The organism is Streptomyces sp. WELS2 (genome assembly GCF_013870595.1).
Classification (GTDB): Bacteria; Actinomycetota; Actinomycetes; order Streptomycetales; family Streptomycetaceae; genus Streptomyces.
Map to the genome: position 1 here is coordinate 1 of NZ_JACBWZ010000130.1, position 11,964 is coordinate 11,964.

Annotated in this window: 11 protein-coding genes; 6 read left to right on the forward strand and 5 right to left on the reverse strand. The window is 73.5% G+C overall.

The genetic code is table 11. The features are described 5' to 3' along the window. The 4 genes from H5J33_RS11165 to H5J33_RS11180 form a co-directional block, all read left to right on the forward strand. Nucleotides 1-786, forward strand: a 786-nt coding sequence (locus tag H5J33_RS11165) for a beta-galactosidase small subunit (protein WP_258565008.1), incomplete at its 5' end; no start/stop codon positions are given. Between the two features lie 40 nt (nucleotides 787-826). After that, nucleotides 827-2,143: a jacalin-like lectin gene (locus tag H5J33_RS11170; RefSeq protein ID WP_181794740.1), complete on the forward strand. Its 1,317-nt coding sequence runs from the start codon at nucleotides 827-829 to the stop codon at nucleotides 2,141-2,143. A gap of 56 nt (nucleotides 2,144-2,199) precedes the next feature. Further along, complete coding sequence (locus H5J33_RS11175) at nucleotides 2,200-2,784, forward strand: TetR/AcrR family transcriptional regulator (RefSeq protein ID WP_181794741.1); 585 nt, start codon at nucleotides 2,200-2,202, stop codon at nucleotides 2,782-2,784. Then, the gene (locus H5J33_RS11180) at nucleotides 2,777-3,493 is read left to right on the forward strand and encodes an alpha/beta fold hydrolase (protein ID WP_181794742.1); all 717 of its coding nucleotides are present in this window, start codon (nucleotides 2,777-2,779) and stop codon (nucleotides 3,491-3,493) included. Before H5J33_RS11175 ends, H5J33_RS11180 begins: the two co-directional genes overlap by 8 nt. On the opposite strand, the gene H5J33_RS11185 is transcribed toward H5J33_RS11180, so the two are convergent. The 3 genes from H5J33_RS11185 to H5J33_RS11195 form a co-directional block, all read right to left on the reverse strand. Further along, nucleotides 3,427-4,236: an isocitrate lyase/phosphoenolpyruvate mutase family protein gene (locus H5J33_RS11185; RefSeq protein WP_181794743.1), complete on the reverse strand. Its 810-nt coding sequence runs from the start codon at nucleotides 4,234-4,236 to the stop codon at nucleotides 3,427-3,429. The genes H5J33_RS11180 and H5J33_RS11185 overlap by 67 nt on opposite strands. 101 nt (nucleotides 4,237-4,337) lie before the next feature. Next, nucleotides 4,338-6,041: a DUF2264 domain-containing protein gene (locus tag H5J33_RS11190; protein ID WP_181794749.1), complete on the reverse strand. Its 1,704-nt coding sequence runs from the start codon at nucleotides 6,039-6,041 to the stop codon at nucleotides 4,338-4,340. A 70-nt stretch (nucleotides 6,042-6,111) separates the two neighbouring features. After that, nucleotides 6,112-7,164: a GDSL-type esterase/lipase family protein gene (locus H5J33_RS11195; protein WP_181794744.1), complete on the reverse strand. Its 1,053-nt coding sequence runs from the start codon at nucleotides 7,162-7,164 to the stop codon at nucleotides 6,112-6,114. A gap of 190 nt (nucleotides 7,165-7,354) precedes the next feature. Here H5J33_RS11195 and H5J33_RS11200 point away from each other — a divergent pair, with 190 nt between their 5' ends. Further along, nucleotides 7,355-9,034: a rhamnogalacturonan lyase B N-terminal domain-containing protein gene (locus H5J33_RS11200; RefSeq protein WP_181794745.1), complete on the forward strand. Its 1,680-nt coding sequence runs from the start codon at nucleotides 7,355-7,357 to the stop codon at nucleotides 9,032-9,034. A 7-nt stretch (nucleotides 9,035-9,041) separates the two neighbouring features. Here the strand turns inward: H5J33_RS11200 and H5J33_RS11205 are convergent, their stop codons facing one another. Together H5J33_RS11205 and H5J33_RS11210 are read right to left on the reverse strand one after the other, a co-directional pair. Then, nucleotides 9,042-10,451: an RICIN domain-containing protein gene (locus H5J33_RS11205; protein WP_181794746.1), complete on the reverse strand. Its 1,410-nt coding sequence runs from the start codon at nucleotides 10,449-10,451 to the stop codon at nucleotides 9,042-9,044. A gap of 1 nt (nucleotide 10,452) precedes the next feature. Further along, nucleotides 10,453-11,565, reverse strand: a complete 1,113-nt coding sequence (locus H5J33_RS11210) for a family 43 glycosylhydrolase (protein ID WP_181794747.1) — start codon at nucleotides 11,563-11,565, stop codon at nucleotides 10,453-10,455. 147 nt (nucleotides 11,566-11,712) lie between these two features. Between H5J33_RS11210 and H5J33_RS11215 the strand changes: the two genes are divergently transcribed. Continuing rightward, the coding region (locus H5J33_RS11215) for a homocysteine S-methyltransferase family protein (RefSeq protein WP_181794748.1) at nucleotides 11,713-11,964 on the forward strand (252 nt) is incomplete at its 3' end.

Genomic DNA, 11,964 nt, shown 5'->3' on the forward strand with positions numbered 1-11,964 from the left:
CGGACCGGTGCGCCGCGGACGATCGGCGGGGTGCCGGTGACGGGGCTGCGGCTGGACGTGTGGCGGGCCACCACCGACAACGACGACGGCGCCGCCTGGCAGGCCGACCTGCGCTACGGGCTGCTGTGGCGGAAGCTGGGCCTGCACCGGATGCGGCACCGCCTGGACGCGGTGGAGGCGGGCGAGGACGCCCTGACGGTCCGCACCCGGGTGGCGCCGGCCGCCCGGGAGGCGGGGCTCGCGACGGTGTACCGGTGGACGTCGGACGGCGACCGGCTCCGGCTGACGGTGTCCACCGTCCCGGAGGGCGACTGGACCGTCCCGCTGCCCCGCCTCGGCATCCGCTTCGGCCTGCGGGCCGCCGACCGGGTGCGGTGGTACGGCGGCGGACCGGGCGAGGCATATCCGGACACCCGGGCGGCGGCGCTGACCGGCCGCTGGGAGGCGGCCGTGGACGACCTCCAGACGCCGTACGTCCGCCCGCAGGAGAACGGCGCCCGGATCGACGTACGCTGGGCGGAGCTGGGCGGCCTGCGGATCGAGGGCGACCCGGCGTTCTTCCTGACCGCCCGCCGCTGGACCACCGAGCAGCTGGACGCCGCCGCCCACCGCACCGACCTGGTGCCCGGCGACACGGTCTGGGTGAACCTCGACCACGGCCAGCACGGCATCGGCTCGCAGTCCTGCGGCCCGGCCCCGCTGCCCCGCTACCACCTGCGGGCGGAGCCGGCGGAATTCTCTCTCGTCTTCTCCGCGATCGACGACGTTTCCCCAACCCCCCTTTAATTCACGGCTAGTTGACGTGACCATGGGTCGCATGCGACCCATGGGACGACTCCTCGGCACCCTCGCCGCCGGCCTGCTGGCCGTGTCCGGGCTCACCGCCTCCTCCGGCACGGCACAGGCCGCCGGTTCCGGCACCCTCAGTGTGCTGACGTACAACGTGGCCGGACTGCCGGAGGGCCTCAGCTCCAGCCATCCGGCCGCCAACACCCCGCTGATCTCGCCCAGGCTGGCGGACTACGGCATCGTCAACGTCCAGGAGGACTTCAACTACCACGCGGCGCTCTACGCGGGCGACCACCACCCCTACCGCACGGCCACGAGCGGCGGCGCGGGCTTCGGCGACGGCCTCAACACCCTGTCCGCCTATCCGCTGGAGGACTTCGAGCGGGTGAGGTGGAACGACTGCACCGGCACCAACTGCCTCACCCCCAAGGGCTTCAGCCTGGCCCGGGTACGGCTCGCCGAGGGCGTGTACGTCGACCTGTACAACCTGCACCCCAACGCCGACGACAGCGCCGACGCCCTGGCCGCCCGGCGGGCCAACATCGCGCAGCTGTCGGCCTTCATCCGGGCCAACTCGGCGGGCAACGCGGTGATCGTGATGGGCGACACCAACACCCGCTACACCCGCGCCGGCGACAACATCCGCACGCTCGTCGAGGAGAACGGCCTGACCGACGCCTGGGTACGGCTGGTCAAGGGCGGTACGGCCCCCGCGCAGGGCGCCGACCCGCTGCTGTGCCCGGCGTCCGCGCCGCCCGACGACTGCGAGGTGGTCGACAAGGTGCTCTACCGCGGCGGCCCCCTGCTCTCCCTGACCGCGACGCGCTACCACGACGAGTGGGCGAAGTTCCTGGACCCGGCCGGCGGCAACCTCTCCGACCACTTCCCGCACACCGTCGACTTCACCTACACACCGAACCCCGGGCTGCGCGCGAGCGACTTCTTCGGCGGCCCGCACGGCACGGCCTTCAACGACGCCGACGACCTGCCGGCCACGCCCGCCCCGCGCACCCTCACCCTGCGCGGCGACGCCCGCCTGGACGCCGTCTCCCTCACCCACGACGGCGGCACGGTCCTCGGCCACGGCGGCACCGGCGGCACGGCCGCCTCGCTCACCCTGGCCGCCGGGGAACACCTCACCTCCGTACGCCTGACCGAGGGCCAGAAGGACGGCCGTACCCGGATCTTCTCGGCCGCCTTCACCACCGACCGGGGCCGCACGCTCTCGGCGGGCACGCCGACCGCCGACGGCACCACCCTCACCGCCCCGGCCGGCTGGCGGATCGTCGGGTTCACCGGCCGCTCCGGCGACGAGATCGACAAGCTGGGGGTGCTGTACGCGCCGATCACCTGATGCGCCGCTTTCCTAGATGCCCTAGGCTGCACCCTAGGAATTCAAGGGAGGTGGCCGTGGTCCGGGCGGGACTCACCGTCGAGCGGCTGGTGGAGGCGGCGGCGGAGCTGGCGGACGAGGCGGGGTTCGACCGTCTCAGCGTCTCGGCGCTGGCCCGCCGCTTCGGCGTCAAGGACGCGAGCCTGTACTCGCACGTGCGCAACCTCCAGGACCTGCGCACCCGGCTCGCGCTGTACGCGGGCGGCGAGCTGATCGACCGGATCGCGGCGGCCGTCGCCGGCCGGGCGGGCAAGGAGGCGCTGACGGCGTTCGCCGGCGCCTACCGGGACTACGCCCTGGAGCACCCCGGCCGGTACGCGGCCACCCAGATCCGGATCGACCAGGCCCTGATCGCGGACTCCGCCGAGATGCGCCGCACCGCCGAGATCACCTACGGCATGCTGCGCGGCTACGGCCTCGGTGAACCGGACCTGACGGACGCGGTGCGCCTGCTGCGCAGCACGTTCCACGGCTACTGCGTCCTGGAGAGCGCGGGCGGCTTCGGCGCCGACCGCGACGTACGGGCCTCCTGGGACAAGGCGGTCGACGCCCTGCACCTGGCCCTCACCCACTGGCCCCGGGAAGGGAAGAGCGATGACTGACACGCCCTGCCACGACATCACGGGCCACGGCCCGGTGCTGCTGCTCCTGCCGGGCGGGGCCGGGCACCCGATGGGTCTCGGGCCGCTCACCGAGCGGCTGGCCGCCCGGTTCACCGTGGTCACCTACGACCCGCTGGGCCTCGCGCACGGCCGGCTCGGCCTGCCGGTCGCCGAACAGCGGGTCGCGGACTGGAGCGAGGGCGCGCGGCGGGTTCTGGACGCGGTGGCGCCGGCGGGCGAGCCGGCGTATGTGTTCGGCACCAGCTCGGGCGGCATCGCGGCCCTGGACCTGCTCGCCCGCCACCCGGAGCGGGCGGCGCACGTGGTCGCGCACGAGCCGCCGTGTGTGACGGTCCTGCCGGACGGGGCCGAGCGGCGGACGGAGCTGATCGAGCAGCTGGACGGGCCGCAGCGGCCGCCCGCCGAGGGCGAGTCGGCGACCCCGATGGGCGTCTTCCTCGCCCGCGTCCTGCGCCCGTTCACCGCCTACGCGCCCGCCTCCGCCCCGCCCCCGGGCCGGCTCACCCTCGCCGCCGGCACCGACTCGCGCGGTCAGCTCCTGCACCGCACGGCCGAAGCCCTCGCCGCACGGCTGGGCAGCGCCTTCGCCGAGTTCCCGGGCGGGCACCTCGGCACGCTGGATCACCCGGTGGAGTTCGCGGACCGGCTCGCCGAGACGCTGCGGTCGAACGCCCGGACGTCGGCGTAGGAGGGGATCGGGCCGCCCGGGGCGCGTCCGGCCACGATGTCGGCCACCGCGTCCACGGCCGCTCCCAGCGCCCTGCGGTACAGCAGCGAACCGAGGCTGATCCGGCGCACACCGAGGTCGGCGAGGCGGGCGAGCGGGGGTCCGGCGGGCGAGTAGAGGACGTTGAGGGGGACCTCGGTGTGCCGGACGAGGGCGGCGATGCGCTCCGGGCCGGTCACACCGGGCACGAACACCCCGTCGGCGCCCGCCGCCTGGTAGGCGTCGAGGCGGCGCAGGGTGTCCCGCTCGTCGCCGTCGCCCGACCAGTGGGTGTCGGTGCGGGCATTGACGAACATCCCCGGCACGGCCGCCTTCACCGCCGCGATCTTCGCCGCGTGCCGGGCGGCCGGGCCGAGACCGTCCTCCAGGTTGATGCCGACGGCCCCGACGGCCCACAACTCGGCGGCCAGCCGGGCGACTTCGTCCGGGTCGTCGCTGAATCCCGCCTCGGCGTCCACGGAGAGCAGGTACGGCTCGGAGCCGAGCGTCAGGGCGAGCCGGACGGTCTGCTCCCGGGTGGCGCCCGCCCCGTCGGTCAGTCCGGCGCCGGCCGCCACCGCGAGGCTGGTGGTGCCGATCGCGGGAAAGCCCCGCGCGGCGAGGGCGGCGGCCGAGGCGTGGTCCCAGGCGTTGGGCAGTAACAGCGGCTCTCCGGGGCGGTGGTGGAGGCCGGCGAAGGTGACAGGGGCGTGCTCTGTGGTCATACGTCCACGCTAGGCCCCGAACGGTTCGGCGCCCGCCGAAGCACCCGGCCCACCGGCCCGCGGGGACGGATCGCCACCCGCCGAAGCGTCCGTCCGCCCGCTCACCGGGGCGCCACCGACCACTTCGCGTCCTCGGCCGTGAACCGGAAGGCGGTGTCGGGCCCGCCGGGCCAGCTCACCCGCACCTCGCGCCCGTCCTCCCCCACCGCCACGGACACCAGCCCGGAGAGCGGCCGCGGTTCCGCCTCCCCGGTGAGCCGGGCGAGCGCCACGAAGAGCGCGGGACCGCCGTCCGCCCCGGTGGCCCCGGTCAGCTCCGCCGACAGGCCGTGGAACGGAACGAGTTCGGCGCTCACCCCGTCCTGGTCCGGCCAGCCCGTCACCCGGACCGGGGTCCCGGGCGCCGCGCCCGCCACCAGGTGCGCCCGCACCTCCACGGCACCGCGCACCACCACCAGGCTGGTGACGGTGGTCCCGGCGCCCACGGTGTGCCGGGAGGCGATCCAGCCCTCGCCCGTGCCGAGCGGCTCGATGCCCGTACGGCTCGGATCACCGCCGACGATCACGCTGTTGTCGTACGACGGCGCGGGCGCGGTGGCGGTGGAGTAGGCGAGCCGGGTGTAGCAGGGGTCGTACCGGGCGTCCTCGCTGCCGTGGTTGTGCAGCCGGACCAGGCCGTCCGAAGTGGTGGACTGCAACAGCCAGTTGGGGACGGGCACCGGGTGCGCCGCGTCGGCGCGTTCGGCGGGGGCCGCCTCCTCCGGTGCCGTCCACACCTCGTGGCCGGGCGGCAGCAGCAGACCCAGGAAGCCCTTGCTCGCCCAGTACGGCGAGGCGGGACCGGAGTAGCTCTGCACCAGCGAGGTGTCGGGTGCGAGCCAGCCGAGCGGCAGCAGGCCCCGCTCGTCGACCGCGCCGCCGTCCAGGAAGTACCGCAGCGCACCCGAGGCCAGGCGCCGGGTCTGCCCCGGGGGCAGCGGGGTGTGCCCGGTGAGCGCGCCCAGCCAGAGCGGGGCGGCGGTGGCGAACCGGTAGGTCTGGGAGCGGCCCTGGCGCAGCGGGGCGCCGTCGCCGCCGAACAGGCGGGCGTAGTCGGCGAGATGGCGGGAGAGCCGGCGGCCGTAGCGGTCGAGGAGGCCGGTGTCGCCCGCGAGCCAGGCGTGCAGGACCGGGTACAGGTGCAGGGCCCAGCCGTTGTAGTAGTCGAACTTGCGGCCGTCGCCGTCGGTGTACCAGCCGTCGCCCGCGTACCAGGTCTCGATCCGCTCGAGGCCCCGGTCGATCGCGGCGCGGGCCTCCTCCTCGTGGTGCCCGGTCTCCGCGAGGAAGCCGCCGACGGTGACCGGGAACAGCTCCCAGTTGCACGGCCAGGGCACGGCGGTGAGGGCGTCCGCCAGCCAGTCGGCGGTGCGCCGGCGCACCGGGCCGGCCAGCCGGTCCCACAGCACCGGCCGGGTCAGCCGCAGGGCGAGCGCGATCGAGGCGGCCTCCACCAGCGGCTGGCTCCGGTCGGTGATCCGGGGCCAGACCCGGCCGGGCCCCGTGGCGAGGCCGTCGGCGTACCGGCCGAGCGCGGTCTCGTCGCGGCGGAACGCGGCCAGCAGCAGGGTGCGGGCGTAGCCTTCGAGGCCGTCGGAGAGGCGGCCGGAGTGGCTCACGTGGTCGCCGGGGAGGTGGTAGAGGGCGCGGTCGGGGCTCGCGTACGGCTCGACGGCGGCGAGGAGCCGGTCGGCGGCGGCCTCCCAGTGGGCGCGGGTGTAGCCGGTGTACGGGCTCGACTCGCGGTCTTCGGCGGGCAGTTCGATCACGGCGGTGGCTGTCCTTCCTCGGCGGGAACCCGGAGCGCCCCGGTTCCGGTCGGGGCGCCCCGGGGGCCTATCCCATCCGTACCCTGCCCTCGGGGACCAGGTGGCGGGCGAGCAGTCCGTCGCGGACCAGGGCCGCGAAGACGGTGGCGCCGTGCACGGAGGTGTGCGTGTTGTCGCGCTTCTCGTCGTACAGGTACAGCGCCTTGGAGGCCTCGGGGCCGAGGGACTCCACCAGGGCCTTGGTCCTCGCGGTGAGGTCGATGAGCGGGACGTCCTCGGCGGCGGCGACCGAGCGGATGACGGCCGGGTGGTCGACGCCGAGGCCGTTGACGAGCAGGGCGGTGTCGTTGTTCAAGGTGCCGTCGGCGCTGAACCAGCGGCGTACGACGGGCGTGACGAGCACCGGCCGGCCGCCCCGGTCCCGGATGCCGGCGACCAGGGTCTCCAGGTTGGCGCGGTAGGTGGCCTCGTCGGTGGTCTTGTCGTTGTGGGCGAGCTGGACGAGGACGAGGTCGCCGGGGCGGATCAGCGGCTGGACGGCGGCCCACAGCCGCGGGTCCCGCAGGTAGGTGACGGTGCTCTCGCCGGAGTCGGCGTGGTTGGCGACGGCCAGCCCCTCGCGCAGGTACTGCGGGAGCTGCTGGCCCCAGCCGGAGTAGGGGTCGGCGGGCTGATCGCAGACCGTGGAGTCGCCGATGAGGAGGATGCGGCGGGTGCGGGGGAGGGCCGGGGTGACCCGGACGGCATCGAGGGCGGGCGCGGAGCCGCCGAACGCCAGGTCCAGGCCGGGGGTTCCGTCGGCGCCGGTCGGCTCGCCCTCGGGGGTGCGGACGTCGACGGTGAGGCTCCGGGTGACGTGCTCGCCGGCCGGGACGGCGGTCTCCGGCAGCAGGGTGCGGCGGGTCTCGCCGGTGACGCGGGTGGCGGAGGCCGTGGTGGCGCCCAGCCGGACGGTGACGTCGTAGGTGCCCGGCGGGACGTCGAAGTGGCAGGCGGTGGCGGTGCAGTGGCCGATGCCGGGCGGCGGTCCGGTGTGGGCGCGGGCGGGGGCCGCCGTGAGGGCCGTGCTCAAGGCGAGGACGGTCAGGGTGGCGCCGCGCAGGGCGGTGAAACGTCTCACTGAGGGGCTCCTCGTCGGTCGGCAAGGTCCGGCGGCTGGACCGTACCGCCGCTGACAAGCGCTTTCCAGATCCAGGCGGGAATTCACACAATCACCGATCCAAGCCGCGTGAAAGGCCTTTCGCGAAAACGATTCAACTGCCACCCTGCCAGTCACCCGCACACCCCGGACCTCCCGAAGGAGGCACCCCATGTCCGGATCCCCCGCCCCAGCGGTCACGCGCCGCGCCTTCGTCGCCGGCACCGCGGCCGTCGCCGGCTCGGCGGCCCTCGCCGGTCCGCTCGCCGGTACCGCCGTCGCCGCCGGCTTCGGCTGGCGCGACGACGGGACGAACTACGTCGTCGACACCGGCGCGGCCCTGGTCTTCAAGGTCTCCAAGTCCACCGGCGACCTGACCTCGCTGGTCTACAAGGGCACCGAGTACCAGGGCTACGGCGGCAAGAACTCGCACATCGAGTCCGGCCTCGGCAGCTCCACGGTGACCCTGGCCCAGTCCGGCAACACCATCCTGATCTCCGTCGCCCACGGCACGCTGCGCCACTACTACGCGGCCCGCGGCGGCGAGAACCACGTCTACCTGTGGACGAACAAGGCCGACTCCTCGGTCGCCGCGACCCGCTTCATCCTGCGCGTCAAGGCGGGCCTGTTCCCCAACGACGAGCCCGACTCCTACACCTACACGACCAGCACCATCGAGGCGTCGGACGTCTTCGCCAAGCCCGACGGGCAGACCCGGTCCAAGCACTACTCCAGGGTGCGGGCCGTCGACTACGACTACACCGGCTGGTCCGCCGGCGGGGTCGGCCTGTGGATCGTGCGCAGCAACCACGAGAAGGCCTCCGGCGGCCCCTTCTACCGCTCGCTGCTGCGCCACCAGAGCGCCGACGGCGGCGGACTGTACGAGATCCTGTACTACGGCGAGAACCAGACGGAGGCCGAGCGCTACGGCCTCCAGGGCCCGTACGTCATCGCGTTCACCGACGGCGGGGCGCCCCCGGCCGCCCTCCACCCCGGCACGCTGACCACTCCGTGGGCCGACTCGCTGGGCATCGCCGGCTACGTACCGGACAGCGGCCGGGGCCGGGTCGCCGGGGTGGGCATCGCCGGGCGGGACACGGCGTACCCGTACACCGTGGGCCTGGCCAACTCCGCGGCCCAGTACTGGGCCGCGGCGCGCGCCTCGGACGGCTACTTCTCGGTCTCCCGCGTGCTGCCCGGCACGTACACGCTGACCGTCTACAAGGGCGAACTGGCCGTCCACAGCACCCAGGTGACCGTCACGGCGGGCACCACGGCCACGCTGAACACGCTCACCATCCCCTCGTCCAACGACCCGTCCCGCGCGAGCGCGATCTGGCGGATCGGGGACTGGGACGGCACCCCGGGCGGGTTCAAGAACGCGGACCTGATGACGTACGCCCACCCGTCCGACGTGCGGGCCGCGCCCTGGACCGGGAACGTGGTGATCGGCAGCGGCACCGAGACGTCCGGCTTCCCCTGCTACCTGTGGAAGGGTGTCAACAGCGGCCTGCTCGTCTACTTCCGGCTCACCGCCGCGCAGGCCGCCGCCGCGCACACCCTGCGGATCGGCGTGACGACGGCCTACGCCAACGGCCGGCCGCAGGTGACGGTCAACGACGCCTGGACCTCGCCGATCCCCTCCCCGCCCGCCCAGCCGGCCACCCGCTCCCTGACGGTGGGCTCCTACCGGGGCAACAACCACACCTTCACCTACAGCGTCCCGGCCTCCGCCTGGCGCACGGACACCGGCCAGTACAACGTGCTGCGGATCGACGTGGTGAGCGGTTCGGGGACGACGGGCTACCTCAGCGCCGGTACGGCCGTCGACGCCATCGACCTCCTGGACTGACCTGTCGTCAGCTTCCGCGGGTCCACTGCTGGTTGCTCGCGCCGTTGCACGCGTACGTGATGACCGCGGCCGAGTCGGCGGTGGACCCGCCGGAGACGTCCAGGCACTTCCCGCTCGCCCGGGACCTGAGGGTGACGTAGGAGCCGGACGCGGTGACCGACCACTGCTGGGCGGCGCCGCCGGTGCAGTTCTCCTGGGTGACACCGCTCGCGTTCTCCTGGAGGCACAGGGAGCTGCCCCGGCCCACCAGCGCCCGGTAGCCGTTGCCGAGGTCCTTGAACCACCACTTCTGGTTGGTGCCGCCGTTGCAGCCGTACTGGCTGATCGCCACGCCCTGCCACAGCGACCGGCCGGGCACGTCGGCGCACTTGGAACTGTGCCGGGCGACCAGCGTGTCGTAGGCCGCGGCGGTGCCGGTGACGGTGCCGGCCGTGGTGTCGACGGTGAGCTCCGGGTACCAGGACATGGTCATCGAGGTGGCGGTGGGGAAGGCCAGCGGCAGCCACACGTAGCGGGAGTCGTTCACCTTCCCGCCGAAGGAGTCGCCCCAGCGGTCGCCCAGGTACAGGTAAGAGGTGCCCGAAGTGCCCTGTACGGGAAGGACGTAGGCGGTCTGGGAGCCGTAGGCGGTGGCGTCGCCGACGGCCTTCCAGGACGTCCAGGGGCCGGCCGGGGAGGCCGCGGTCGCGTACTGCTGCTGGTTGGGGTTCCAGCCGGTGGCGCCCGAGGTGAGCATGAAGTACACGCCGTCGCGCTTGAACAGGGCCGGTGCCTCGCGGTGACCGCCGGGCCAGGGGTTGGCGACCAGGCCGGCGATGCCCGTGTAGTCGGCGGTGAGCCGGTAGATGTGCAGGTCGCGGTTCTCGTTGGCGGCCGAGACCATATAGGCGGTGCCGTCGGTGTCGACGTAGGTGGTCAGGTCGCGGGACATGTACTGGCCGAGCGGGCGGAAGCTGCCCCGGTAGGTGTAGGTTCCGTCGACCGTGTCGGAGACGGCGACGGCGGCGCGCGCCTCGCTGTAGTCGGTGCCGTTCTCCTTGTGCATCCACATCACGAACTTGCCGGTGGCCGCGTTGTAGACGACCTTGGGGCGTTCGATGTAGGCGGTCGACAGTTCGGCGGCGGAGGACCGGGTGAGGACGCGGCCGCGGAACTCCCAGTTCCTCAGGTCGGAGGAGCGGTAGGCGTCCACGGACCGGAAGGTGTTGTCGCTGTTGCGGTCCTCGCCGAACCAGTAGTAGTAGCCGCCGACTTCGATCACCCCGCCGCCGTGGGCGTGCACCGGGTCGCCCGACGTGTCGGTGAACTGGGTGCCGTTGGCGATGGCCGCCGGGGCCGCCTGGGCGGATCCGGCGGTGGCCAGGGCGGCGGCGAGGGCGCAGCACAGGGCGAGCAGGACGGCGTACGCGCGTCTCATCTCACAGCCCTTCCTTCGCGGTGTCGGCCACGGGGACGCCGAAGTCCGGGGTGCCGTCCGGCTTCCAGCCCAGTTTCTGGATCCGGGTGTGCCGGTTGGGGTCGTGCAGCGGGTCGCCGGTGATCTCCTTGTACTGGCGGGCGTGGTAGACGAGCACGTCGGTACGGCCGTCCTCGGCGACGGTGAAGCAGTTGTGCCCGGGACCGTACTGCCCCGTGGTGTCGTCGCTGGTGAACACCGGGACGGGCGACTTGGTCCAGCTGCGCGCGTCCAGCAGGTCGGCGTGGGCGTCGGCGGTCAGCAGGCCCACGCAGTAGTGCCAGTCGGTGGCGCTGGCCGAGTAGGTGAGGAAGACCCGGCCGTTGCGCTTGAGGACGTACGGGCCCTCGTTGACCTTGTAGCCGACGCACTCCCAGTCGTACTCCGGTGTGGACAGGCGGACTTGGGGGCCGGTGAGGGTCCACGGGTTCGCCATCTCCGAGATCCACAGGGCCGTGTTGTTGTCCATGCCGGGCTCGTGCTGGGCCCAGACCAGGTAGCGGGTGCCACGGTGCTGGAAGGTGGTGGCGTCCAGGGAGAAGGTCTCCCAGGCGGTCTTGATCCGGCCGCGCTCCACCCATGTGCCCTTGAACGGGTCGGGGTTCGCGTTCTCCAGCACCCAGATGCGGATGGCCCACACGTCCTCGGCGGGGGCCGAGGCGAAGTAGATGTACCACTTGCCGCCGATCCGGTGCAGTTCGGGCGCCCATATGTGGGCGGCCATCGGACCGGTCGGGTGCGCCCGCCAGATCACCGACTCGGCGGCCGTGGACAGTCCGTTCAGGGTACGGGCGCGGCGCAGGACGATGCGGTCGTACTCGGGGACGGTCGCCGTGAAGTAGTAGAGGCCGTCGGTGTGGCGGGTGATGTGCGGGTCGGCGCGCTGACGGACGAGCGGGTTCACGTACGGGGTGGTCTCCGGGCGCCTCCCCGGGTGCGGCTTCGGGCCGGTCGCCGGGGCGGGGGCCGCCTGGGCGGGGCCGGGGGTGACGGCCAGGGCGCCGGCGGCGAGCGCGGCGCCCTTGAGCACCGTTCTGCGGCCGGGGGTGTCGGGCAGGTCGTGGTCGCGGCTCATGCGGACTGCCTCTCGGTCGTTCGACATTTCGTACTGCATCTGTGATCCCGAACGCCGAAAAGGTACGGGCGGGCAACGGGAGGGTCAATGGGGCGGACGCGAGGACCCCCGGTCCGCTCCCGTCCGGCTTCGACTAGCGTCGCGACCATGACCAGCGACACCTCCCCCAGCCTCGCCGACGCCCTCACCGCCGGGACGGTCGTGCTCGACGGCGGTATGTCCAACCAGTTGGAGTCGGCCGGCCATGACCTGAGCGACGAGCTGTGGTCGGCGCGGCTGCTCGCCGAGCGGCCCGAGGCGGTCACCGAGGCCCACCTCGCCTACTTCACGGCGGGCGCGAGCGTGGCGATCACGGCCAGCTACCAGGCCACCTTCGAGGGCTTCGGCAAGCGGGGCATC